A 23,825-nucleotide genomic window follows, 5' to 3' on the forward strand; every position below is an offset into this window, starting at 1 on the left:
CGCAGTGGCTACACCTCGTCGATGTCCCTGACCCGCCACAGGCCGGAGACCGGGCCGACGCCGCTGCCCAGTGGGTAGGACTGCCGGACCGCTTCCCGCACATAGCGTTTGCCGAACTGGACCGCCTCGACCACGGTCGATCCCTTGGCCAGGGCCGAGGTGATGGCCGAGGCCAGGGTGTCGCCGCCGCCGTGGGTGTGCACGGTGTCGTAGCGCGGGCCGGGCAGCTCCAGGAAGGTCCTGCCGTCGTAGAGCAGGTCCACGCACTGCGGATCGCTGCTCAGGTGACCGCTCTTGATGAGTGTCCACTGTGGACCAAAGGCGTGCATGGCCACCGCGGCGTCGCGCAACTCGGTGCGGTGCTTGACATCCAGCCCGGTGAGCAGCCGCACCTCGTCCAGGTTCGGCGTGACCAGGGTCGCCCTCGGGAACAGCTCCCGCTTGAACGCCTCCAGCGCGTTGTCCCGCAGCAGCGGGTCGCCGTGCATGGACGCGGCCACCGGGTCGACCACGAACGGCGTGCGGCCGTCCCGGCCGATGCCGACCTGGTCACAGGCCTTGCCGATGGCGGTGATGATCTCCGCGTTGGCCAGCATGCCGGTCTTGGCCGCCTGCACGCCGATGTCGGTGGCCACCGCCTCGATCTGGGCGGCCACCACCTCCGGCGCGATCTCCACGATGCCGGTCACGCCGAGCGAGTTCTGCACGGTGATCGCGGTGATCGCGGTCATGCCGTGCACTCCGCACCCGAGGAAGGTGCGGAGGTCGGCCTGGAGTCCGGCCCCGCCACCGGAGTCCGAACCGGCGATGGTCAGCGTCCGGGGCGGGGTCGGCGCTCCTGCGTGGTGCTGGGTCAACGGTCCACCACTGGCAGGTAGACCTTGTTGCCCTGTTCGGAAAACTCGTTCGACTTCTCCTGCATACCCGCCTCGATCGCCTCCACTGAGGACAGTCCGTGCTCCTCAGCGTACTTGCGCACGTCCTGCGTGATCTTCATCGAGCAGAACTTCGGCCCGCACATCGAGCAGAAGTGCGCGGTCTTGGCGGGTTCGGCGGGCAGTGTCTCGTCGTGGTAGGCCCGCGCGGTGTCCGGGTCCAGCGACAGGTTGAACTGGTCCACCCAGCGGAACTCGAAGCGCGCCTGGGACAGCGCGTCATCGCGTTCCTGCGCCCTCGGATGGCCCTTGGCCAGGTCCGCGGAGTGGGCGGCGATCTTGTAGGTGATCACGCCGACCTTCACGTCGTCCCGGTTGGGCAGGCCGAGGTGCTCCTTGGGCGTGACGTAGCAGAGCATCGCGGTGCCGTGCCAGGCGATCTGCGCCGCGCCGATGGCCGAGGTGATGTGGTCGTAGGCGGGCGCGATGTCGGTGGCCAGCGGGCCGAGGGTGTAGAACGGCGCCTCACCGCACAGCTCCTCCTCCAGCCGCACGTTCTCCTTGATCTTGTGCATCGGCACGTGACCGGGGCCCTCGATCATCACCTGCACGTCGTGCGCCCGCGCGATGTGGGTCAGCTCGCCCAGGGTCTTCAGCTCGGCGAACTGGGCCTCGTCGTTGGCGTCGGCGATCGAGCCGGGCCGCAGGCCGTCACCGAGGGAGAAGGTGACGTCGTAGGCCCGCAGGATCTCGCACAGCTCCTCGAAGTGCGTGTAGAGGAAGCTCTCCTTGTGGTGCGCAAGGCACCAGGCGGCCATGATCGAACCGCCGCGGGAGACGATGCCGGTGACCCGCTTGGCGGTCAGCGGCACGTACCGCAGCAGCACGCCGGCGTGCACGGTCATGTAGTCCACGCCCTGCTCGCACTGCTCGATCACGGTGTCCCGGTAGACCTCCCAGGACAGCTGGGCCGGATCGCCGTTGACCTTCTCCAGGGCCTGGTAGATCGGCACCGTGCCGATCGGCACCGGCGAGTTGCGCATGATCCACTCACGGGTCTCGTGGATCCGCTTGCCGGTGGAGAGGTCCATCACGGTGTCGGCGCCCCAGCGGGTGGCCCACACCATCTTCTCGACCTCGTCCTCGATGGAGGAGGACACGGCCGAGTTGCCGATGTTCGCGTTCACCTTCACCAGGAACTTCTTCCCGATGATCATCGGCTCCGCCTCGGGGTGGCACCGGTTGAGCGGGATGACCGCCCGCCCGATGGCGACCTCGCTGCGCACCAGTTCCACATCGACGCCCTCGCGCACGGCGATGTACTGCATCTCCGGGGTGATGATGCCCGCCTTGGCGTAGGCGAGCTGGGTCACCGCGCCGTTGACCGGCTCGCGCGCGGCGACCCAGTCAGCGCGCAGCCTCGGCAGTCCACTGTGGACATCGATGGTGGCCTCGGTGTCGGTGTACGGCCCTGAGGTGTCGTACACGTCGAGGTGTTCGCCGTTGGTCAGCCCCACGCGCCGGAACGGCACCTGGACTCCACCTGGCCCCTCGACGTACACCTTGGCCGAACCCTGGATCGGGCCGGTGGTGACGGTCGGACGGATGTTCCGATCGGCAAGTGCCGTCATGGCAAAGCTCCCTACGCCGGCATTACCCGGTCAGGTTCAGGCGGTCGACAGCCCCAGGGTCGAAAAGCCGACACCTAGCTGCCCTCTCAGCCCGTTTCGGTACGAGCTCCCGCGTGTTGTGTTGTGGTGGTGGGCCGCACGGGCCCTCTAGGCACCATAGTGAGCGATCGGCGTGCTGACCACACCGCTCGCCGGGTGAAATGTGCGCAGTACCCCGTCTGCCAGCTCGGCGAACCCGCCGGTCGCCGGGTTGTGCGCGGTGGGCTGGATGCCCTCCACCAGCCCGATCCGTTGCCCAGTGCCCGGATCCCAGGTCTCCAGCCCCGCCGCCGCGCTGACGTGCAACTTGCCCGCGTGCGCCCACATCGGCCCGTCCGGGCCGGTCAGGCTGCCGACCAGCTCGCGGCTGGGCGCGTTGTAGAGGTGGGTGACCACCGCCCGGTCCGCCTCGTGGTGGATCCGCTGCAACGCCACCGTGTTGTCGTCCAGCCAGGCCACCGGGATGTCCCACATGTAGTCATCGGTGTCCAGGTAGGGCATCCGCTCGGGCACGTGGGTGTCCCCGCCCAGCCAGGCCGTCACGTCGATGAGCGAGGGGGCGGGAGCCGGGTGCCAGAACCAGCCGTCGGTGAGCAGCCAGCGCCCGGACGGGCTGGCGTGCAGCGCGCCGTGGAAGTAGCTGATGCTGGTCTCCGGACAGGGGCCGCCAGCCGGCCAGTGGGAGGTGACCTCGCGCTCGGTCAGCAGCTCACCGCTGGGCAACGCGAAGGCGTCCACCCGGTTCCAGTCGGTCTGCGCGACCAGCACGTCCCCCGGCAGGAAGGCCACCCCGAACGGCACGGTGTCCACGTCCCAGCCCTCGCCGCGGCGCAGCGCGAACACCTCGTGACCCGCCGCCAGGTCCACCAGCGACCCGTGCCAGCCGTAGTCGTCGGTCACCGCCGCGAACCGGCCGTCCGCCGAGGTGTGCAGCCCGAAGCCCCGAATCCGGCCCTGGAAGTCCTCGGGCTCCGTCGCGTACTCCCAGGACACGAAGTCGGCGACCACCTCCGCCTCGCCGGACTCGGTCAGCCGGACGAGGTGGTCGTTGGCCTCGTTGATGGTCAGCCAGCCGTCCGGCAGTGGCGCCAGTCGCCGGTGGGTGTGCCGGATCGCGTACTTCACCAGGTCATGGTCTCGCAGGGGTCGATCGAATATTCGCCAGTGTGCGCAGCACCCCGTCGGCGAGCTCGGCGAACGCGCCGGTCACCGGGTTGTGCGCGTGCGGCCGGAACCCCTCGATGAGCCCGATCCGCGCGCCCTGCGCCGGATCCCACAGCTCGAACCCGGCGCTCGCGCTGACGTGCAGCAGGCCGCCGAAGCCCCACATCGGACCGGCCGGACCGGCGAACATCCCGGTGCGGGCGGCGGTCCTGGCGTCGTACAGCTCGACCCCGTCGATCATCGCCCAGTCAAGCTGGCCGACCCGCTGGACCGCCACGGTGTCCTCGTCCACCCAGGCCACCGGCTGGTCCCAGGCATGGTCCCGGTACGAGAGTCGCTGGTCGGGCTCCTCACCGCGCAGCCAGGCCGGGACGTCGAGCACCCTCGGCGAGCCCACCGGTCCCCACACCCAGCCGTCGTCGGCCACCCGGGTGCCGGAGGGGTTCCGGTGCAGCGCGCCGCGGAAGTAGTCGAGCTGGTGGTGTGCCAGCGACTGCCCGGAGCCGAGGTCGATGACCTCGAGGCGGCACCAGTCGGTGGCGGCGACCACCTGGCCCGCGTCCAGGAAAACGAAGGGGAACGGGGTGGTCTCCGGGTGGTACTCGTTGCGGTCCAAGGGCAGCACGACCTGGCCGGTGCGCAGATCCAGCACGGTCCCGTAGCGGCCGTAGTCGGTGACGACCGCGGCGAAGTGCCCGTCCCGGCTGGTGTGCAGCGCCGGTCCGCGGACCCGGCCGCGGAACTCCGCCGGTTCCTCGGTTGGCAGCTCGATCCGGGCCTCGACCGGGCGGTCAGCGGACTCGCCGAGGTGCACCAGGCCCTCGGCGGTCAGCGCCAGCCAGCCGTCCGGCAACGGGGCCAGGCAGCGCGGGTTCAGCGGTTCGGCCGCGCAGGCCCGGCTGGTCCAAGCCCCGGTCAGCTCGCCGTCCCGCAGCCGGATCTCGGGCTGACCGCGCCAGCCCAGCACGTCGTCGAACTCCTCGTCGATCAGCTCGAGGCAGCCGGGGCAGATCTCGATCACGTTCGCCAGCGGTTCCTGGCCGTCGGCGCAGGCCGGGCACAGCAAGACGTGGTCCATGCCGGTCCCGGTCAGCTGCCGGTAGTGCGACCGGGACTTGGCGGCAGGGAGGTGTGCGCAGGAGCGGCGCTCGGCCGGGTGGGCGACGTGGCCGCAGGGTAAGGAGTCCATCTCAGTGGCCGAAGGGGTCTTCGACCTCGCCCGGCATCCAGCTCAGCCCGTCCACGCCCCAGCCGTTGGCCTTGAGCATCTTCTTCGCGGCGCGCTTGTGCCTGCCGGTCAGCCGGTCCAGGTACAGGTAGCCGTCCAGGTGGTCGGTCTCGTGCTGGAGGCAGCGGGCGAAGAAGCCCTTGCCCTCGACCTCGACCGGGTTGCCGTGGCCGTCGAAGCCGGTGACCTTGGCCCAGTCGGCGCGGCCGGTGGGGAACGCCTCGCCGGGGGCGGAGAGGCAGCCCTCGATGTCGTCCTCTTCATCGGGCATGCCCTCGGGGACCTCGGTGGTGGTCAGCACCGGGTTGACCACCTCGCCCTTGAACCAGTTGCCCTCGTCGTCGTGGCAGTTGTAGACGAACAGGCGCAGGTCCACCCCGATCTGGTTGGCCGCGAGACCCACACCGTTGGCCGCGGCCATGGTGTCGTACATGTCGGCGATCAGGGTGCGCAGCTCCTCGTCGAAGGTCTCCACGGGGCGCGTCGGGTTGTGCAGCACGGGGTTACCGGCGATGACGATGGGGTGCACGGCCATGCCCAAGAGCCTATCGGCGTGTCGGGTGGACGCGCCGGGCTGTGCCCCAGCCTGTGTCAGGGTTACGTGGTGTAATGGGTGAACCGGAAAATGACAGCCGTGGGATTCGCCGATCGGTGAGTGCGAGGAGCCGGATGGACGCCGCAGAGGTCAGGGCGAGGTCCTGTGACCAGGACACAGGCCCGGCGGCGCTCAGCGAGCGGGAACTCGAGGTGCTCGCCTTCGAGCGGCAGTGGTGGAAGTACGCGGGCGCCAAGGAACAGGCCATCCGCGAGATCTTCGACATGTCCGCGACCCGCTACTACCAGGTGCTCAACGCGCTGATCGACAAGCAGGAGGCCCTCGCGGCCGACCCGATGCTCATCAAGCGCCTGCGCCGGTTGCGCGCCAGTCGCCAGCGCACCAGGGCCGCCCGGCGACTGGGCATCGAGCCGATCTGATACTTCTTTCCGCCACTGCTGACATCAGCGTTCTCGGAGGCAATGCATGAGCTCGGTGGAGCCGTCCAGCGCATCCCGCCCACTGCGGGTCGCTGGGCTGGCGGCCCTAGGCGTCGCGGGAGTCGCACTCGTGCTGGGCGTCGTGACCCTGTTCGCCAACAACGGCACCGAGGATCCGCAGAACGGCGCCCAACCCGGGCCGACCACCAGCACCTCGGCCGACCCCGGTCAGCCCACCACCAGCAGCAGCAGCGGTGACCCGGCGCCGACCAGCACCTCCGCGGAGCCGCCGCCGAGCACCTCCTCCTCGACCAGCCAGTCGCCGACGCCGACCACCAGCGCCGGGCCGCCGCCGGGGACCAGCAACCAGCCGCCGCCGAACCCGCCGAAGGCGCCGGTGCGGGTGTACAACAACTCCAACGTGAAGAACCTGGCCGACCACGCCGCCGAGGACCTGCGCAACGCGGGCTACCCGATAGACGAGGTCGGCAACTACTCCTCGGGGATCATCCCGACCACCACGGTCTACTACCGGCCGGGCACCGACGAGGAGGCCGCGGCGAAGTCCCTCGCCAGGGCCTTCGGCATCCGCGCGGAACCGCGCTTCGAAGGTCTCAAGGACGCCAAGCCCGGCCTGATCATGATCGTGACCAGGGAGTACAAGCCCGGCAGCGGCGGCGGCAAGGACGGCGGCAACATCAAGTAGCCGCCGCCCCGGCGGTTCAGTCGCCCTGGCGGTGCCGGTCGGCGTAGGCGGCCAGGCTGGCCAGCTGCGCCGGGTCCAGCGACGGGCGGACCGCCTTGCGCGCGGCGTCCAGGTGCGCCGGGGTGACCTCGGCGGCCTCCAGCGACTCGCGCATCGCGGTCAGCGCGGCCTCCCTGATGAGCGCGGCGCAGTCGGCCGCGGAGTAGCCGTCCAGCTCGATGGCCAGCGCGGGCAGGTCCACCTCCGCGGTCAGCGGGGTGTGCCGGGCCGCGGACTTGAGGATCTCCGCCCGTGCTTCGGCGTCCGGCGGCGGCACGTAGACCAGGCGCTCCAGCCGTCCCGGCCGCAGCAGCGCCGGGTCGACCAGCTCGGGCCGGTTGGTGGCGCCGATGATCACCACGTCGTTCAGCGGCTCCACCCCGTCCAGCTCGGTGAGCAGGGCCGCCACCACCCGGTCGCCGACGCCGGAGTCCGAGGACTGGCCGCGGCGCGGCGCGAGCGCGTCCACCTCGTCCAGGAACAGCAGGGTGGGCGCGGCGTCGGCGGCGCGGCGGAACAGCTCGCGCACCGCCCGCTCGGACTCGCCGACCCACTTGTCCATCAGCTCGGCGCCCTTGACCGACATCACGTTCACCCGCCCCGACCCGGCCAGCGCGCGCACCAGGAAGGTCTTGCCGCAACCGGGCGGCCCGTACAGCAGCACCCCGCGCGGGGGCTGCACACCGAGGCGGGCGAAGGAGTCCGGGTACTGCAACGGCCACAGCACCGACTCGGTGAGGGCCTGCTTGACCTCGGTCATGTCGCCGACGTCGTCCAGCGTCAGCCCGCCGGTGGCCAGCGCGTCCGAGGCGGACATGGAGATCGGCCGCACGGTCTGCGCCGCGCCGAGCAGGTCCTCCTGGCCGATCCGCGGTTCGGCCGCCTCCCGCTGGCGCAGCGCGGCCCGCACCGCGGCGTCCCGGCGCAGCGCGACCAGGTCGGCGACCACGAAGCCCGGGGTGCGCTCGGCGACCACGGACAGGTCCACGCCGTCCTCCAGCGGGGCCTCGCGCAGCAGCACCCGCAACAGCTCGGTGCGGGTGCGGGCATCCGGCGGCGGCACGGTCAGCTCGCGGTCCACCAGGTCGGGATCGCGCAGCTTCGGGTGGGTGCCCTCGGGTGAGGCCGTGGTGGCCACGATGGCCAGCCCGGTGGTGTCCACCGCGGCGCGCAGCGCGTCCAGCACCACGGTGGCCAGCGGCGGCGGGTCGTTGGCCGGCAGCAGGGCCTCGATGTCGGCGATGAGCAGCACGCACGGGGTGTTGCGGCGGGCCTTGGCCACCGCGGCGCCGATCGCGTCGTGCGCGCGCTGGCTGGCCGCGGCCGGTTCGAGCGCGGCGGCGCTGGGCGCGACCAGCTCGATCACCTCGGCATCCACCGCGGCGGCCACCGAGCGCACCAAGGTCGACTTGCCGACCCCCTCGGGCCCGCTGACCAGCACGCCGAGCCGGGCCGACGCGCCGAGCCTGGCCAGCAGCTCGGGGCGGCGGAAGGACAGTTCCAGCCATTCGGTCAGCCGCCGGGCCGCGTCCTGCGCGCCCACCAGGTCGGCCACCGGCAGCGGTGGCGCGGCGGGCGCGGGCGGCGCGATGGCCGCCGGGGCCGGGATCGCGGGCCGGGCGGCGGGCGGGGGCTCGCCGGTGCGCGCGCCGTCCCGCCAGCTGACCACGGTGGAGGGCTGCACCGCGACCACGCCCTCGGGCTCGGTGGCGGTGATGGTGAGCAGCTCGTTGGTCCAGGTCAGCCCGATCGCGCGGGACAGCTTCTGGCGCGCCGCGCTGACGTCCGAACCGGGCGGCGGGGCCAGGTCCTGGGGCAGCAGGGACACCGCGTCGCCGGTGGTGATGACCTTGCCGATCAGCGCCAGCCGCACCGTCTCCGGCGAGACCCCGGTGCTGGCCAGCCGGGACCCGGACACGGTGACCGCGCGCGCGGCGGCCACCGACACCGGCGCGACCACCACCTCCGAGCCCTCGGTCAGGCCCAGGTTGGACATGGTGATGTCGTCGGTGAGCACCACCCCGGTCGGCACGTTCCCGTCGGCGGCCGCGGCCAGCGCCGCGGTCACCCTGGTGCCGGTCAGCCGGACCGCGTCCCAGGCCCGCAGGCCCAGCGCGTCCAGCACCTCGGGGTGCAGCCGCACCACGCCGCGGCGGGTGTCCAGGGCGGAAGGGGAGTGCCGGACCGTCAGCGTGATCACGCTGACGACACTAGTCGGGCCTGGAGTCCCGCCGCCGCCGTTCGTTGCGACGCAGGCCCAGCTGCCGCCAGTGACCGCGCTGGCCGTCCGGCCGGTCCGGGGTCACCAGCAGGTCGCCGTCCGCGCCCCGCCGTCCGCGCCGGACCGCCTTGACCGCGGCCCCGGCCACCCGGCGGCGCAGCGGCGGCCGCAGGCCCAGCCGACGGGTGCTGCGCCGGATCGCCCGCCGCTCCTTGGCCGGCACGTCCCAGGCCTCGGGGTGCTTGGCCAGCCAGCGGTAGCGGTAGATCGCATACGGCACGTGCGCCAGGTAGACCACCGCGGCCACGGCGAGCAGCAGGAACGGGTAGTTGATCACGATCGCGGCGGCGATGCAGACCAGCGCCAGCAGCGGCGCGATGGCCTTCGGCGAGACCTTGACCGTCTTCAGCGACAGCGTGGGCACCCGGCTGATCAGCAGGCCCGCGATGAACACCATCCAGACGTAGAGCGCCACCGGGTGGGTCCACCAGCCGCGGCTGGTCTCCAGGGTCACCACCAGCGGCAGCAGCGCCACCAGCGCGCCTGCCGGGGCCGGCACGCCGACGAAGAACTCCTTGGTGAACGGCGGCTGCTCGGTGTCGTCCAGCAGCGTGTTGAACCTGGCCAGCCGCAACACCATGCACACCACGTAGACCAGGGCCGCGGTCCAGCCGGTCGGGTTGCCGTCGAAGCCCCAGACGAAGAGCACCAGCGCGGGCGCGACGCCGAAGGAGATGGCGTCGGCCAGCGAGTCCAGCTCGGCGCCCATCTTGGAGGTGGCGTCCAGCATCCGGGCCAGCCGACCGTCCAGGCTGTCCAGGATCGCGGCCGCGCCGATGGCGATCACCGCGAACTGGAACTGCTTCTGCAGAGCGAACTGCACCGCGGACAGCCCGGCGCACAGCGCCAGCACGGTGATCGCGTTGGGCAGCAGCCGCACCCCGGGTGCGGTCCGCGCGGGCACCTCAGGCCCCAGCGGGAAGCTCGGCCAGCACCGTCTCCCCGCCGATGGTGCGCTGGCCCTGCTGGACCAGCACCGTGCTGCCCTTGGGCAGGTAGATGTCCACCCGGGAGCCGAACCGGATCAGGCCGTAGGTCTGGCCGACCTCGATCCGCTGACCCGCGGTGACCTGGCACAGGATCCGGCGGGCCACCAGCCCGGCGATCTGCACCACGACCACCTCGGCCCCGGAGTCGGTGCGGATCAGCAGCGAGTTGCGCTCGTTGTCCTCGCTGGCCTTGTCCAGGTCGGCGGAGAGGAACTTGCCGGGCCGGTAGGCCACCTGCGTGATCTCGCCGGAGACCGGCGCGCGCTGCACGTGCACGTCGAAGATGGACAGGAACACGCTGACCCGCTGCACCGGCTCGCTGCCCCACTCCAGCTCGGCGGGCGGCACCGCGGTGTCGACCAGGTAGACGGTGCCGTCCGCGGCCGCGGTGACCACGTCGGTCCTGGCCGGCGCGACCCGCTTGGGCTCGCGGAAGAACCAGGCCACCCAGGCCGTGACGATCATGCCGAGCACCCCGGCCTTGCGCGAGAACCGGCGCAGGACCAGCGAGGCGAGGAACGCGCCGGCCACGAACGGACGGCCGCCTGGGTGCATCGGCGGGACCGTGCTCTTGGCCAGATCAAGGAAGTGGGCGATCGTGCCGGAGCGGGGTCGCGAATCGTCAGTCATGGGGTCGGCTCGTCCTGGTGTCGGGTGGGCAGAGACGCCAAACGGTAGCCGAACCGGACAGTAGGCCTACCCGGTGGCCGCTCCGGCAGCCTGCGCGCGGTGCGCCAGCAGAGCGCCAATGCCCTCGTAGGGCTCGCCGTGGTCAGTGGTCTCCGTGGTGCTGCGCACACTCAGCTCACCACTGGTCAGCCGCAGGTCCGCCGTCCAGCCCCAGGGCCGCGGCCCGAGCTTGCCGCTGACCACCTCCTCGATGCCGATCCACCGGCTGTCCGCCCGGTCCCGCAGCGCGCCGAAGCCCGCTTCCAGCAGCGCCTCGACCCGTTCCGCCTCGCGCTTGGCGGTGCGGCCCAGCGCGTTGGACACGCCCCGGTTCAGCGCCTTCGCCCGCTGGACGGGCACCAGCAGCAGGCCGTTGTCGCAGACGAACAGGTCGTGGCGGCCCTCGCCGGACTTGACCGAGGTGAAGATGCCGAGCACCTCGGTGCTGAGCGCGAACTCGACCTGCTCGACCCCCTCGGCCAGCGGCACGCCCAGGCCGGTCAGCCAGTCGCGCAGCCCGTCGTGGTCGTGTTCGGCCAGCGCGGTGGCGATCCGCTGGTGCACCTCGAGCTCCTCGCCCTCGCCGTCGCGGACCACCCACGGGCCGCTCCAGTTCAGCTCGAAGCTGGCCTTGCCGTGCCGGACCAGCAGCGCCAGCACGGTGTCGCCGAGCAGCTGAACCAGCGTCCGCCGGAGGGCCTCGGCGCGCTCGCTGGGCGGGGTGGCCTGGTTGACCAGCGGGGCGACCAGCTGCGCGCCCTGCCCCCGGCGCACCACGCCCAGCAGCTCGGCCAGCGTGCCGGTGGTGGCGAAACCGCCGTCCACCGCGGTCTTGGCCAGCACGCCCGCGTTGCCGGTGACGTGCGCGGCCCCGGCCAGCTCGACGATCTCCGGCCAGCTCGCCCTCGGCCCGAGGTCGTCGGCCAGCAGCTCCTGCTCCAGCCTCGGCACCGCGGCCGCCTCGCCGAGCAGCGCCCAGGCCGGGCGGGCGTCGGTCATCGGCGGCACGTCCGGCAGCTGCGCCAGCGCGGCCACCCTGACCCGGACCGGCGGGTGGCTGTCGAAGACCGAGCTGGGCTCGGCGTCGAAGAACTCCTCCTCCAGCGCGGCCAGCCGTTCCTGGTTGTCCGCCTCGGCCAGGAAGGCGCGGAAACCGGCGAGCAGCTCGGGCGTGCGCCCGGCCTCCGGCGCCATGCCCACGTAGTCCTCGCTGTACTTCTCCCAGGCCGCGGCCAGCGCCGAGATCTTGCGCAGCGCGCTCGCGGTGGCCGCCTTGCCCGCCGCGGTCACCGAGGCCGCGTCCGCCTGGAGCTCCTGCGCCCGGTTGGAGGCCCCGGCCACCAGCGCGTAGAGCCGGGCGTAGCGGGCCAGCAGCCAGCCCACCAGGCTGCCGCGCAGCTCCTCAAGGGTCTTCTCCAGCGCCTCGGTGGCCCGGTAGGTCAGCGCGGACAACCGGGTGTGCCCGTGGCTGTAGTGGCCCAGCTCGTGCGCGAGCACCGCGCGCAGCTCGGCCACGGTGAGCCCGGCCAGCAGCGGCAGGCCGATCATCAGATAGCGCTTGCCCGTGCGCAGGCCGAGCAGGCTGGTGTCCTCCCAGACCGCGGCGTTGACCTCGGGCACCAGCCGGATGTCGTCCGGGCCCCGGGTGTCCGCGGCCACCGCCAGCTCGTCCACGGTGCGCCACAGCTCCGGGTACTCCGCGCGGACCAGCCGCGCGCCGTAGGGCTCGTTGCGCACCTTGAGCACCTTGCGCAGCGCCGCGCCGACCGCGACGGCCACGCCGATGGCGGCCAGACCGGCCTGGATGCTCGCCGGGCCGTGGCTTTCGGTGAACAGCCAGACCGCGAACAGCGCCAGCCCGGCGGTCAGCGCGAGCACGAGCACGAAGAAGCCGAGCAGCACCACAAGTGCCGCGACGGCGCGCAGCGGAGCACGCACCAGAGACCTCCGGGAGCGGGCAGAGTCGACAGGGAGTTCGCCAGCCCCCGACGTACTGGCTGGCGGCAGTGTGCCGTCCCGTCCCCGCACCGGGCAAGTCCCCTTACACAGCCGCCTTGGCCTGGAAGAACGCGCGCAGGCCCTCGTGCGCGTCGCCGTAGTCCTCGGTGAAGTTGGTGATCGCGAACTTCAGCGGCGCGCCCTCGGCGAACTCGATGGTCAGGTAGCCGACCGTGCGCTTGCGGCTGAACGAGCCGCCGGAGACCTCGGCCAACGGGATCCAGTCCGCGCCCTTGACCTCGCGCAGCGCCGGATAGCCGCGTTCGGTGAGCAGCGCGATCCGCTTGCGCTCCATGCGTTCCGAGCCGCCGATCAGCCCGCCGAACCCGCGTTTGAACCACACCCAGCGGGACAGCGGCAGCACCAGCAGCCCGCTGCCGTAGACCAGCAGGTCCTTGGGGGCGCGCCCCAGCTGCAGCGAACTGAACACGCCGACCAGCGGCGGCTCGGTGTCCTCGACCTCTTCTTCCGGGTCGAGGTGGCAGACGAACTGCGGCGGCACGCCCAGGGCTTGCAGGTTGCGGCCCAGCGCGTCCACCAGGTTCCGGTCGGCCACCGCGGGCCCGGTCAGCCGGGTCGCGTCGAAGCGCCGCCCGTCGGACAGGCGCACCTGCCAGGGTCCGCCCCAGTCGAGCTGGTGGTAGGCCCGCCCGGACTCCAGCAGCGCGGTGACCACGGTGTCCGCGAGCAACTCGGCGACCACCTCCTCATCGGTCGCGCCCGGCCAGCGCACCGGCTCGGCCAGCTCGGCCACCTGGCCGCGGCGCAGCGCCTGCACCACCTCGCCGATCGCGCCGGTGCGGCCGAGTCCGCTGTCCAGCACGGCCTTGGCCAGTAGCCCGGCCCCGTGCCGGGCCTCGGCCGCCGCGGCCAGCCGCACGATGTCCGCCCAGCTGGCCCTCGGGCCCAGCTCGCGGGCGATCAGCTCGGACTCCAGCGCGGGCACCGTGGTCCTCGGGTCGGTGAGCAGCGCCCAGGCCGGGCGGGCGTCGGCCTCGAATGCCTGCTCCTCGACCTCGGCGATCGCGGCCAGCCTGCGCCGCATCGAGGGGTGGCTGTCGAAGGCCGACTCCGGCTGGCTGTCCAGCACCTGCTCGACCAGGTCGGCCAGCCAGTCCCGCTGGGCCGGGTGCACCAGGAAGGAGTGGAAGCCCAGCAACAGGTCCGGCGTGCGGTCGGCCTGGATGGCCAGCCGCGCGTACCTGCGGTTGAACGCCTCCCAGGCCGGACCGAGCGTGCTGATCGCGCGCAGCGCGTTCGCCGCCGCGTCCCGGCCCGCGGTGGCCACCATCACCCGGTCCGCCTGGAGCTCCTGGGCGCGGGTCGCGGCCTTGGCCACCAGCGCGTACAGCCGGGCGTAGCGGTCGAGCACCCAGCGCACCGGGCCGCGGTCCAGCCGGTCGACCGTGCGCTCCAGCGCCTCCGCGCCCCGGTAGGTGACCGCGGCCAGCCTGGTGTGCCCCCGGCCGTAGTGGCCGAGCTCGTGCGCGAGCACCGCGCGCAGCTCGGCCACGGTCAGCCCGGCCAGCAGCGGCAGGCCGATCATCAGATAGCGCTTGCCCGCGCGCAGGCCGAGCAGCTTGGTGTCCTCCCGCACGGCCGCGTTGACCTCGCCGATCAGCGTGATCTCATCCGGCGGCCTGGTCCCGGCCAGCTCGGCCAGCTCCGCCACCGCGTGCCACAGCTCGGGCTGGTCCCGCCGGGTCAGCTTCGGCCCGCTCGGCACGGCCAGCCGCGTGTTCAGTGCGCTGACCAGCGCGAACCCCAGGGCGATCAGCACGCCGAGGCCGATCAGCGCGATCTGCGCGCCCGGCCGCCCGCCCAGTGCGACGCCCGCCGCCACCCCGCCCGCGCCCACGCCCACGCCCACGAACGGGAACGCCAGCAGCAGCGTCACCGACAGTCCGGCTCGAAAAGCAGCATGCACCCGGCGGAGTCTGGCCCTCACCTTTTCGGGGGACAACCCCGCTGTTAGCAGTCCTTTATCTGGTGAGCACCACGGTCACCGGGTCGCCCGCGGCCAGCTCGGTGACCTCCGTCGGCACGTCGATCAGGCAGTTGGCCTGCGCCATCGCGGAGAGCAGGTGCGAGCCGGGACCACCGGCCACGGCCACCGTCCCGGTGACCGGGTCGAAGCGGCCCCGGCGGAACTGACGGCGTCCGGCAGGCGCCTTCAGGCCCTCGGTGAGCACGGCGGTCAGCCGCGGCCGCTCGGTGTCTGCCGCGCCGCGCGCGGCCAGCAGCGCGGGCCGCAGGAAGACCTCGAAGGAGACCAGCGCGCTCACCGGGTTGCCCGGCAGCGAGACCACCGGCACGCCCCGGTACCAGCCAGCGCCCTGCGGCATGCCGGGCTGCATGGCCACCTTGGTGAACTCCACCCCGTGCCCGGCCAGCGCGTCCTTGACCACCTCGTAGGCGCCCGCGCTGACCCCGCCGGAGGTCAGCACCAGGTCCACCGTGGACAGGTGCGGGGCCAGCGCGGCGTGGAAGGCGTCCACGTCGTCGGGCACGAACCGCAGCAGCTCCGGCTGCCCACCGGCCTGGCGCACCGCGGTGGCCAGCATGATCCCGTTGGACTCGTAGATCTCCCCGTGCCGCAGCGCCCGGCCCGGTTCCACCAGCTCGGAGCCGGTGGACAGGACCAGCACCCTGGGCGGCCGGAACACCGGCAGCGCGGAGACCCCGACCGCGGCGGCCAGGCCCAGCTCACTCGCGCCCAGCACCGTCCCTGCGGCCAGCACCCTGGTCCCGGCCAGCACGTCCTCCCCGCCGCGGCGGATGTTCGCGCCCGCCTTGACCTCGCGGTACACCCGCACTCTCGGCATGCCGCCGTCGGTCCACTCGACCTGCACCACCGCGTCCGCGCCGCGCGGCACCGGGGCGCCGGTCATGATCCGGTGCGCGGTGCCGCCGAGCAGGGACAGCACATCGGTGCGCCCGGCCGGGATGTCCTCGGCGACCAGCAGCTCCACCGGATCGTCCTGGCTGGCCCCGGCCAGCTCGCCGGAGTGCACCGCGTAGCCGTCCATCGCCGAGTTGTCGAAGGGCGGCAGCGGCACCGGGGACAGCAGCTCCTCGGCCAGCACCAGGTCCAGGCAGTCGGCCAGCGGACGGCGCTCCACCGGGGTGGTGCCCAGCAGGGAGCAGACCCTGGCCTTGTGCGCCTCGACCTCGACCAGGGCTGCGGATGACGTGCTCACGTGCTCATCCTTACCCTCCGGATCTTCATCCGGCGAGCCGCAACCGGACCATTCATGCCAGACTCGGGAATCGTGCAGGTCCGTACTCGTCACACCCCCTACTTCGGCGTCGCCCGGTTGTTGCTGGCTCCCGGCGAGGTCGTGCTGGCCGAACCGGGCCGGCTGGTGGCGACCAGCTACGGCATGGCGATCGACTCCCGCGCCCAGGGCGGTTTCCTGAAGTCGCTGACCAGGGCCGCGCTCGGCAGCGAGGGCCCGGCGGTGGCGCTCTACACCGCGCCCGCGCAGGGCGGCTGGGTCGACCTGGCGCCGAGCCTGCCCGGCGACCTGCACGTGGTGGAGCTGGACGGCGCGGCGGGCTGGTGCCTGAGCCGCACCTGCTGGCTGGCCGCCCCGGCCACGGTGCAGTTCGACCCGGAGTGGTCCGGGCTGCAAGCGCTCTTCGGCGGCGACGGCGGCTTCCTCACCCACGTGGTCGGCCAGGGCCCGCTGGTGCTGGCCGCCTGCGGCGCGCTGGAGGTGGTCACGCTCAAGGCCGGTGAGCTGATCACCATGGACCCGGGGCACGTGCTGGCCTACGCCGACACCGTGCAGGTCCGGCTGCGCGCGGCCACCCACAACGGCAGCCAGTCCATCCGCACCGGCGAGGGCCTGGTGTTCGACTTCGCCGGGCCGGGCGAGGTGCTCGCGCAGAGCCGCGACCCGAGGGGCATGGCGAGCTGGTTGCGTGGTGCCGCAACGGTTTCCCGCGGTTGAGCCCGGTTTTCTGCCGCTGACTTTTGCCGGTCCGCTCCGGTAGCGTTGGTCGGGTTCAGCGTGTGGCCGGGAGGATCTCGTGGCATTGGGCACGGTCAAGTGGTTCAACGCGGAGAAGGGCTACGGCTTCATCGCCACCGACGGCGGGGCCGACGTCTTCGTGCACTACTCAGCCATTCAGATGGAGGGCTACCGGTCCCTGAACGAGGGTGACCGGGTCGAGTTCGAGGTCAAGGCCGGACGCGACGGCAGGCAGCAAGCCGAAGAGGTACGCAAGGCCACCTAGGTGCCCTCCGGCGGGACTTGCACGCGATCGCCGGGCCCAGGTCGTCCCTGGCGGCACCGCCGAATCGACCAAGTACGCCCAGTACGAGGCCGCTTCGGCGGCACCGCCAGGAACGACCTGGACTCCGGCGCTCACGCACAAGTCCCACCGGAGGGCACCTGGGCCGCCCGCAACGGCTAGGCTGCGCCCTGTGTCGGAAGACCTCACCGGACGCCGTCTCGGCCATTACCGCATCGACGGCGTCATCGGCCGCGGTGGCATGAGCACGATGTACCGGGCCACGGATGTGCGGCTCGGGCGCAAGGTCGCGCTGAAGGTGATCGCCGACCACCTCACCGTGGACGCGGAGTTCCGCGAGCGGTTCGTGGACGAGGCGCGCAACACCTCGGCCATCGACCACTCGCACGTGGTGCCGCTGTACGACTTCGGCGAGACCGACGGCTTCCTCTACATCGCCATGCGGTTCGTCGACGGCGCCGACCTGGCCAGCCTGATCAAGGACGGCCCGATCGCGCCGGCCCGCGCGCTGACGCTGTTGCAGCAGGTGGCCGAGGCGCTGGACAACCTGCACGGCAAGGGCCTGGTGCACCTGGACATCAAGCCGGCCAACGTGCTGGTCACCACGCGCGAGTCCTCCGGCGAGCACGTCTACCTGGCCGACTTCGGCCTGACCCGGCGCGGTGCCACCGGCCACCGGACCAGGGGCGGGGACTTCCTCGGCTCGCCGACCTACGCCGCGCCGGAGCACCTGCGCGGCGAGCCGGTCGACCCGCGGACCGACGCCTACTCGCTGGCCTGCGTGCTCTTCGCCTGCCTCACCGGCAGGCCGCCGTACCAGGGCAAGGTGCCCGAGGTGATCCAGGGCCACCTGGCCACCGAGCCGCCCGCGGTCACCTCGCTGGTGGTGCTGCCGCCCGCGGTCGACGCGGTGGTCCGGCGCGGCATGTCCAAGGACCCGGCCAAGCGGTTCGCCAACTGCCGCGAGCTGATCTCCGCCGCCCGCTCCGCACTCGCCGCGGTCGCCCAGCAGGGCACGCCGCCGCAGGTCAGGGCCCCGGGCAGCGCCCAGCCGACGCCCACGCCGACCGGCGCGCACCAGACGCACCGCCCGCCGACCGGGCCGGTCCCGGTGGCCCAGCCCACCGCCGTGCCGCACCCGCCGACCGGGCCGAACCCGGTGCTGCCGCCCCCGTCCTACCCCGCCCCGCAGCCGGGCTACCGGCCGCCGGTCCAGCCCGCCGAGCCGGTGCGGCTGCGCCCGCCGATGGCGGTGGCGCCGACCGCCTTCGGCAACAGCAGTTCGCGGGAGGTCGGCGGCCGCTGGCTGATCCCGGTGCTGGCCGTGGTCGCGCTGGTCGTGGTGGTCATCGTGATCGTGCTCGCAGTGGCCTGAGCTGCGCGGAGAGCCTGACGGCTTGCACTCGCCCCCGCCGAGTGCTAAACACGAACCTGGCACTCGCCGACAGTGAGTGCCAGGTCGGGACGGTGAGACCGTCGGCATCCCCACCACTGGGGCGCTGCTGTCCGGTCGTCCGTCGCGGGCACCGAGCCTGGCCGTGCACCCGTGTCATCCACTTACCGGAGGACCACACCGCAATGGCCAAGATGATCGCGTTCGACGAGGACGCCCGCCGAGGACTCGAGCGCGGCATGAACACCCTCGCCGACGCCGTCAAGGTGACCCTCGGCCCCAAGGGCCGCAACGTCGTGCTCGAGAAGAAGTGGGGCGCGCCGACGATCACCAACGACGGTGTCTCCATCGCGAAGGAGATCGAGCTCGAGGACCCGTGGGAGAAGATCGGGGCCGAGCTCGTCAAGGAAGTAGCGAAGAAGACCGACGACGTCGCGGGTGACGGCACCACCACCGCCACCGTGCTCGCCCAGGCCCTGGTTCGCGAGGGTCTGCGCAACGTGGCCGCCGGCGCCAACCCGATGTCGCTCAAGCGCGGCATCGAGAAGGCCGTCGAGGCTGTCGCCGAGGCGCTGCTGAAGACCGCCAAGGAGGTGGAGACGAAGGAGCAGATCGCGGCCACCGCCTCCATTTCCGCCGCTGACTCCACCATCGGCGAGCTGATCGCCGAGGCGATGGACAAGGTCGGCAAGGAAGGCGTCATCACCGTCGAGGAGAGCAACACCCTCGGGCTCGAGCTGGAGCTCACCGAGGGCATGCGCTTCGACAAGGGCTACACCTCCGGCTACTTCGTCACCGACACCGAGCGTCAGGAAGCGGTCCTGGAGGACCCCTACATCCTGCTCTACGGCTCGAAGATCGCCTCGGTGAAGGACCTGCTCCCGCTGCTGGAGAAGGTCATGCAGACCGGCAAGCCGCTGGTCATCATCTCCGAGGACGTCGAGGGCGAGGCGCTGGCCACCCTGGTCGTCAACAAGATCCGCGGCACCTTCAAGTCCGTCGCCGTCAAGGCGCCGGGCTTCGGCGACCGCCGCAAGGCGATGCTGCAGGACATGGCCACCCTGACCGGCGGCCAGGTCATCAGCGAGGACGTCGGCCTCAAGCTCGACAACGCCGACATCTCGCTGCTGGGCAAGGCCCGCAAGGTGGTCGTCACCCGTGACGAGACCACCATCGTCGAGGGCGGCGGCGACGCCGACGCGATCCAGGGCCGGGTCAACCAGATCCGCGCCGAGATCGAGAAGAGCGACTCCGACTACGACCGCGAGAAGCTGCAGGAGCGCCTGGCCAAGCTGGCCGGCGGTGTCGCGGTGATCAAGGCGGGCGCGGCCACCGAGGTCGAGCTCAAGGAGCGCAAGCACCGCATCGAGGACGCCGTCCGCAACGCCAAGGCTGCCGTCGAGGAGGGCATCGTCGCCGGTGGCGGCGTCGCGCTGCTCCAGGCCGCCGAGACCGCCTTCGCCGGCCTCGGCCTCGAGGGCGACGAGGCGACCGGCGCGAACATCGTGAAGGTCGCCGTCGAGGCGCCGCTGAAGCAGATCGCGATCAACGCCGGCCTCGAGGGCGGCGTCGTGGTGGAGAAGGTCAAGAACCTCAAGCCTGGCGAGGGTCTGGACGCCGCCACGGGCGAGTACAAGGACCTGATCAAGGCCGGCATCATCGACCCGGCCAAGGTCACCCGCTCCGCGCTGCAGAACGCCGCGTCCATCGCCGGTCTCTTCCTGACCACCGAGGCCGTCGTCGCCGAGAAGCCGGAGAAGAACGCCGCCGCGCCCGCCGCCCCCGGCGGCGGCGAGATGGACTTCTGATCCAGCTCCGCTGAGCGGTACCAGCTAGACAACTGAACACAAAGCAAGCCCCGGTCCACCTGCACTGTGACCGGGGCTTGCTTTATGCCCCAGGCGAGGGGTTGAGCTTTTCGCCTTTCCTCGCAACGGAGCGGCCGGTCTGGGTGGTTCTGCTTCGACGGCCTGGAAAAAACACACCAGCCCTGTCAAGCGCCCCACCGTCCCAGCCAACCGTCACAAACCGCCGGGACCGGGGCGCTTGACAGGGCTGGTTTGGTTTTGGAAGGCCGTCGAAGCAGAACCACCCAGACCCCGCGGAACCACCCACGCTGCCGCAGGTGCGCCAACACAAACTCGCACTGGTCTGCAACTCATCTCGCCGCCTTTGATCTTCCCCCCTGCTTTGATGGTCTGCCCGTCCGGCGAGGACATTCTTTTATCTTTTGTTTTAGATCAAAAGCGAAAAGAGTGTCCTCGCCGGACGGGCAGACCCCCGGAGGGGTGTGACAAGTCAAAAGCCGGTCGAGCAGGTTGCGGGGCGGGGTTTGTGTTGCCGACTCAAGACCCAGCGTGCTCGCGACCCTCTCGTCTTCTCCGCACGACCTTCCGACAGCGAACCACATCCCGCCGAGCAGCCGCTGTCGCGCTGCTTTGCCTTGGCGGCGGCGCCTGTGAGCGTCTGCTCGGCGGGATGCGGTGCGCGGTCTCCAGGCCGTACGGAGAAGACGAGAGGCCCGCTTTGTGGGGTTTCAACCCCGGGCTGGGCTGCGCCCTTCCGGGTGGTCTTCCTTCTTGGTGTGACCGCTCGCACCCCGTCTTGCTCTCCGCTCCACCAGGATTGCTCCGTCCTTGATCACCACTGGAGGGAGCGCCCGTGCCGGGCCGCCGTTTCCTAGCCACCTTCCTCACCACCCTGCTGGCCAGCATCACCCTGCTCTTGGGCGCTGCCTCTCCGGCCCTGGCCGCAGCGCCGTTGGCCTGTGCCGGTTCGTACCTGCCCAACGACAACCGCCTGGGTCCGGAGACGCTGCCCCGGGCCGCCCAGCACCCGGTCGGTCGGCTGGTCACCGGCTACAAGCGCTTCGGCCGGTTGGACGCCAACGGGTTCCTGGCCAAGTACTGGGACGGCACTGCCAACAGCTGGAAGTACCCGCCGCAGGACGGGTTCCTGTTGCGGCCCGACGGTTCGCCGATCAAGCAGGAGCACCGGCTGCTGCCCGGTTATGAGCTGGACCGCTTCGGTAGTGAGGGTGGGCAGTTCCTGGCGCCGCTCGGGGCGCACTACAGCCAGCGGGCGTTGCCGCCGCAGAGCCTGTACACCTTCGATCCCGCTTACCGGTGCAACTACCACACCTACCGCGTGGTCAAGGAGTTCCGGGTTTGGCAGGGGCTGATCGCGCCCTGGTTCGAGCAGCGGGGGCGGGGCGTGCAGGTCAAGCTGGACCGCGCGTTGTTGCCGGGGGACGGGTATCTCAACGTGGCCTGGTTGCTCGCCAACGGCTACCTCGTTCGCCGCTGAACGGTCGATCCGGAGAAGGTCTAGACCACGTTAGGCTGGTCGGCATGACGTTGCTGGAGGTCATCGCGCTGGACGCCCGGGATGCCGAGGCCGCGCAGGCTGGTGGTGCGGATCGGCTGGAGCTGGTCTCCGGGATGGGCTCCGGGGGGCTGACGCCCAGCGCGGACACGGTGCGCTCGGTGCTGGCGGCGACCGATCTGCCGGTGCGGGTGATGTTGCGGGACGCGGCGGGGTACGCGCCCGCCGACCTCGATCGGCTGCGGCGGGATGCGGCCGAACTGCGGGCGGTGGGGGCGGCGGAGTTCGTGCTCGGGTTCCTGGACGGCGACAGCACTGTTGACCTCGCGGCCTGCCGGGCGTTGCTCGGTGAGCTGGACGGGGCGGCTTGGACCTTTCACCGGGCGCTGGACAACGCGGCGGATCCGGTGGCGGCCTGGGAGATGGTCGCGGGGCTGGGTTGCGACACGGTGCTCGCGGCGGGGTCCCCAGCGGGAGTCAGCGAGGGGCTGCCGGTGTTGCGCAAGCTCGCGGACCGGCAGGCGGCGGACGGGCTGGCGGTGCTGGTCGGCGGTGGGCTGAAGCAGCAGCACGTGCCGGAGCTGCTGGCGGCCGGGATCAGCGGGTTCCACGTCGGTGGACCGGCTCGCGTCGCGGGCTGGGACACACCGGTGGACCCGGACGCGGTCGCCGGGTGGCGGCGGGTGGTCGACGGCTGACCCGCTGCCGGCAGAACTGCCACGCGCGCCCGTGGGACGGACCTCGTCCCGCGGGCGCGCTGTCGTTGCTGGGCCGGTTCCGGGTAATTGGGATGGTCTAGACCCTTGTTCGAGCCTGTTTCGCCCCATACCATCGCCAGCATCCCGTTGCTTCATGCGAAATGTACATTGCGCAGTATGCAACAACGCCAGGTGTGGAGGTCTCGATGACGGTCAGACGGCTCGCGGCAGTGGCCGCGCTGGTCGGGCTCGCCACGGTCGGCTGCGCCCCGGTGCAGTCCGGTCCGAGCAACTCGGCCAACGACGCCAAGGACGGCACGTTGCGCGTTTGGCTCTTCGACGAGGTCAACCGGGCGCCCAAGGAAGCGGTGGTCAACGAGGCCATCAAGGAGTTCGCCGCCGCCCACGCCGGTGTCGCCGTCGACGTGCAGTACATCCAGGTCAACAGTAGGGCCGAGCGCTTCAAGGCGGCCTTCAGCGACGCCAAGAGCGCGCCGGACGTGGCCGAGTTCGGCAACACCGACCTGGCCAACTACGTGGCCGCGGGCGGGTTCGCCGACCTCTCCGGCGACCTCTCCGGCTGGTCGGAGGCGGCCGACTTCGCGCCCAAGATCCTGGACACCGGCAAGGTGGACGGCAAGACCTACGGCCTGCCCTGGTTCGTCGGCGTGCGCGCGCTGTACTACCGCACCGACGTCTTCACCGAGCTGGGCCTGCAACCGCCCAAGACCCTCGCCGAGCTGGCCCCGCTGGCGCGGCAGATCCGCAAGGCCAAGCCCGAGCTGTACGGCATCTCCGTCGGCGGCAAGTACACCTACGGCATGCTGCCCTTCGTCTGGTCCGCCGGTGGCGACCTGGCCAAGGCCGAGGGCGGCAAGTTCACCGCCGCGGTGGACAGCGCGCAGAGCCGGGCCGGGCTGGGCCGCTACGCCGAGCTGATCAGCGAGGACATCTGCCCGCCCTCGGCGTGCGCGCCCAACGGCGGCGACGCCAGCGTGCAGGCATTCGTCTCCGGCAAGGCCGCGATGACCATCGGCGGCGACTTCAACCGCAAGGCGGTGGAAGCCGGTGCGGTGAAGGGCAAGTTCGCCGTGGTGCCGCTGCCGGGGGAGACCGCGGGCTCGGTCGCGCCCGCCTTCGCCGGCGGCAACCTGCTCGGCATCACCCGCTCCACCGAGCGCCGCACCCTGGCCAAGGAGTTCCTGCAGGTGCTGGCGGGCAAGAAGTACCAGCGCAAGATGTACGCCGCGATGGGCAACCTGCCCACCTTCACCGACGTGCAGCGCGAGGTCTCCGGCAGCGACGAGTTCACCAAGCCGTTCATCGCCACCCTGGAGGCGGGCACCCGCTTCGTCCCGGTCACCCCGGCCTGGGCCAAGATCGACGCGCAGACCGTGCTGCCCAACATGATCCAGCAGGTGGTCACCAAGGCCAAGACCGTGGACCAGGCCACCGCCGAGGCGGCCAAGCTGATGAACACGGCCTTCACTTCGTGAGCCAAGGCACCCTGACCCCGGTGACGGCAGCCGCGCCGCCACCGGGGACGCCGGGGAAGC

21 protein-coding genes and 1 riboswitch are annotated in these 23,825 nt (G+C 71.7%); of the genes, 9 read left to right on the forward strand and 12 right to left on the reverse strand.

Annotated features, from left to right (window positions below):
• Positions 1-8: 8 nt before the first annotated feature.
• The 5 genes from thiD to N8J89_RS02385 all read right to left on the reverse strand — a co-directional run bounded on the left by thiD (position 9) and on the right by N8J89_RS02385 (position 5,472).
• Positions 9-857, reverse strand: a complete 849-nt coding sequence (gene thiD / locus N8J89_RS02365) for a bifunctional hydroxymethylpyrimidine kinase/phosphomethylpyrimidine kinase (RefSeq protein WP_283662723.1) — start codon at positions 855-857, stop codon at positions 9-11.
• Positions 854-2,506: a phosphomethylpyrimidine synthase ThiC gene (thiC, locus tag N8J89_RS02370; RefSeq protein ID WP_283662724.1), complete on the reverse strand. Its 1,653-nt coding sequence runs from the start codon at positions 2,504-2,506 to the stop codon at positions 854-856. The genes thiD and thiC overlap by 4 nt, the downstream gene beginning before the upstream one ends.
• Positions 2,498-2,629, reverse strand: a riboswitch (TPP riboswitch). (Overlaps the previous gene by 9 nt.)
• A gap of 24 nt (positions 2,630-2,653) precedes the next feature.
• The gene (locus N8J89_RS02375) at positions 2,654-3,670 is read right to left on the reverse strand and encodes a hypothetical protein (RefSeq protein ID WP_283662725.1); all 1,017 of its coding nucleotides are present in this window, start codon (positions 3,668-3,670) and stop codon (positions 2,654-2,656) included.
• A gap of 4 nt (positions 3,671-3,674) precedes the next feature.
• Positions 3,675-4,898 (reverse strand): hypothetical protein, encoded by a 1,224-nt coding sequence (locus tag N8J89_RS02380; RefSeq protein ID WP_283662726.1) that lies wholly within the window; start codon positions 4,896-4,898, stop codon positions 3,675-3,677.
• 1 nt (position 4,899) lies between these two features.
• The gene (locus tag N8J89_RS02385) at positions 4,900-5,472 is read right to left on the reverse strand and encodes a peptide deformylase (protein ID WP_283662727.1); all 573 of its coding nucleotides are present in this window, start codon (positions 5,470-5,472) and stop codon (positions 4,900-4,902) included.
• 134 nt (positions 5,473-5,606) lie between these two features.
• Here N8J89_RS02385 and napA point away from each other — a divergent pair, with 134 nt between their 5' ends.
• Positions 5,607-5,912, forward strand: a complete 306-nt coding sequence (napA, locus tag N8J89_RS02390; RefSeq protein ID WP_252483197.1) for a nucleoid-associated protein NapA — start codon at positions 5,607-5,609, stop codon at positions 5,910-5,912.
• Between the two features lie 228 nt (positions 5,913-6,140).
• Here the strand turns inward: napA and N8J89_RS41705 are convergent, their stop codons facing one another.
• Positions 6,141-6,323: a hypothetical protein gene (locus N8J89_RS41705; RefSeq protein ID WP_349497438.1), complete on the reverse strand. Its 183-nt coding sequence runs from the start codon at positions 6,321-6,323 to the stop codon at positions 6,141-6,143.
• Here N8J89_RS41705 and N8J89_RS41710 point away from each other — a divergent pair.
• Positions 6,310-6,618 (forward strand): LytR C-terminal domain-containing protein, encoded by a 309-nt coding sequence (locus N8J89_RS41710; RefSeq protein WP_349497439.1) that lies wholly within the window; start codon positions 6,310-6,312, stop codon positions 6,616-6,618. The genes N8J89_RS41705 and N8J89_RS41710 overlap by 14 nt on opposite strands.
• A gap of 16 nt (positions 6,619-6,634) precedes the next feature.
• Here N8J89_RS41710 and N8J89_RS02400 read toward each other — a convergent pair whose 3' ends face one another.
• The 6 genes from N8J89_RS02400 to moeA form a co-directional block, all read right to left on the reverse strand.
• The gene (locus tag N8J89_RS02400) at positions 6,635-8,857 is read right to left on the reverse strand and encodes an AAA family ATPase (protein WP_283662729.1); all 2,223 of its coding nucleotides are present in this window, start codon (positions 8,855-8,857) and stop codon (positions 6,635-6,637) included.
• A gap of 10 nt (positions 8,858-8,867) precedes the next feature.
• On the reverse strand, positions 8,868-9,842 hold the full coding sequence (gene pssA / locus N8J89_RS02405) for a CDP-diacylglycerol--serine O-phosphatidyltransferase (RefSeq protein ID WP_252483216.1): 975 nt from the start codon (positions 9,840-9,842) through the stop codon (positions 8,868-8,870).
• A gap of 1 nt (position 9,843) precedes the next feature.
• Positions 9,844-10,557 (reverse strand): phosphatidylserine decarboxylase, encoded by a 714-nt coding sequence (locus N8J89_RS02410; protein WP_283662730.1) that lies wholly within the window; start codon positions 10,555-10,557, stop codon positions 9,844-9,846.
• 66 nt (positions 10,558-10,623) lie between these two features.
• Entirely contained in the window at positions 10,624-12,534 is a 1,911-nt protein-coding gene (locus tag N8J89_RS02415) for a M48 family metallopeptidase (RefSeq protein WP_283662731.1), read from the reverse strand.
• Between the two features lie 103 nt (positions 12,535-12,637).
• Positions 12,638-14,521, reverse strand: coding sequence for a M48 family metallopeptidase (locus tag N8J89_RS02420; protein ID WP_283662732.1), 1,884 nt, complete (start codon positions 14,519-14,521; stop codon positions 12,638-12,640).
• A gap of 55 nt (positions 14,522-14,576) precedes the next feature.
• A complete protein-coding gene (gene moeA / locus N8J89_RS02425) occupies positions 14,577-15,794 on the reverse strand; it encodes a molybdopterin molybdotransferase MoeA (RefSeq protein ID WP_283662733.1) in 1,218 nt (405 codons plus the stop codon).
• A 72-nt stretch (positions 15,795-15,866) separates the two neighbouring features.
• Here moeA and N8J89_RS02430 point away from each other — a divergent pair, with 72 nt between their 5' ends.
• The 7 genes from N8J89_RS02430 (at position 15,867) to N8J89_RS02460 (ending at position 23,765) form a co-directional block, all read left to right on the forward strand.
• Positions 15,867-16,550, forward strand: a complete 684-nt coding sequence (locus N8J89_RS02430) for a TIGR00266 family protein (protein ID WP_252482493.1) — start codon at positions 15,867-15,869, stop codon at positions 16,548-16,550.
• A 79-nt stretch (positions 16,551-16,629) separates the two neighbouring features.
• Positions 16,630-16,836 carry a cold-shock protein gene (locus N8J89_RS02435; protein ID WP_252482310.1) on the forward strand — a complete coding sequence of 69 codons (207 nt, stop codon included), beginning with the start codon at positions 16,630-16,632 and terminating at the stop codon, positions 16,834-16,836.
• A gap of 190 nt (positions 16,837-17,026) precedes the next feature.
• Complete coding sequence (locus tag N8J89_RS02440) at positions 17,027-18,229, forward strand: serine/threonine-protein kinase (protein ID WP_283662734.1); 1,203 nt, start codon at positions 17,027-17,029, stop codon at positions 18,227-18,229.
• A gap of 203 nt (positions 18,230-18,432) precedes the next feature.
• The gene (groL, locus tag N8J89_RS02445; RefSeq protein ID WP_283662735.1) at positions 18,433-20,055 is read left to right on the forward strand and encodes a chaperonin GroEL; all 1,623 of its coding nucleotides are present in this window, start codon (positions 18,433-18,435) and stop codon (positions 20,053-20,055) included.
• A gap of 853 nt (positions 20,056-20,908) precedes the next feature.
• Positions 20,909-21,553 (forward strand): TNT domain-containing protein, encoded by a 645-nt coding sequence (locus N8J89_RS02450; protein WP_283662736.1) that lies wholly within the window; start codon positions 20,909-20,911, stop codon positions 21,551-21,553.
• A 44-nt stretch (positions 21,554-21,597) separates the two neighbouring features.
• A complete protein-coding gene (locus N8J89_RS02455) occupies positions 21,598-22,269 on the forward strand; it encodes a copper homeostasis protein CutC (RefSeq protein WP_283662737.1) in 672 nt (223 codons plus the stop codon).
• A 206-nt stretch (positions 22,270-22,475) separates the two neighbouring features.
• Positions 22,476-23,765, forward strand: coding sequence for an extracellular solute-binding protein (locus N8J89_RS02460; RefSeq protein WP_283662738.1), 1,290 nt, complete (start codon positions 22,476-22,478; stop codon positions 23,763-23,765).
• Positions 23,766-23,825: the final 60 nt, after the last annotated feature.

It is taken from the genome of Crossiella sp. CA-258035, assembly GCF_030064675.1.
In the GTDB taxonomy this organism is placed as follows: Bacteria; Actinomycetota; Actinomycetes; order Mycobacteriales; family Pseudonocardiaceae; genus Crossiella.

Coding starts and splice junctions, on each gene's coding strand:
- thiC (WP_283662724.1), bottom strand. CDS start 2,506: ATGACGGCACTTGCCGATCGGAACATCCGTCCGACCGTCACCACCGGC.
- N8J89_RS02380 (WP_283662726.1), bottom strand. CDS start 4,898: ATGGACTCCTTACCCTGCGGCCACGTCGCCCACCCGGCCGAGCGCCGC.
- N8J89_RS02385 (WP_283662727.1), bottom strand. CDS start 5,472: ATGGCCGTGCACCCCATCGTCATCGCCGGTAACCCCGTGCTGCACAAC.
- napA (WP_252483197.1), top strand. CDS start 5,607: ATGGACGCCGCAGAGGTCAGGGCGAGGTCCTGTGACCAGGACACAGGC.
- N8J89_RS02410 (WP_283662730.1), bottom strand. CDS start 10,557: ATGACTGACGATTCGCGACCCCGCTCCGGCACGATCGCCCACTTCCTT.
- groL (WP_283662735.1), top strand. CDS start 18,433: ATGGCCAAGATGATCGCGTTCGACGAGGACGCCCGCCGAGGACTCGAG.
- N8J89_RS02455 (WP_283662737.1), top strand. CDS start 21,598: ATGACGTTGCTGGAGGTCATCGCGCTGGACGCCCGGGATGCCGAGGCC.
- N8J89_RS02460 (WP_283662738.1), top strand. CDS start 22,476: ATGACGGTCAGACGGCTCGCGGCAGTGGCCGCGCTGGTCGGGCTCGCC.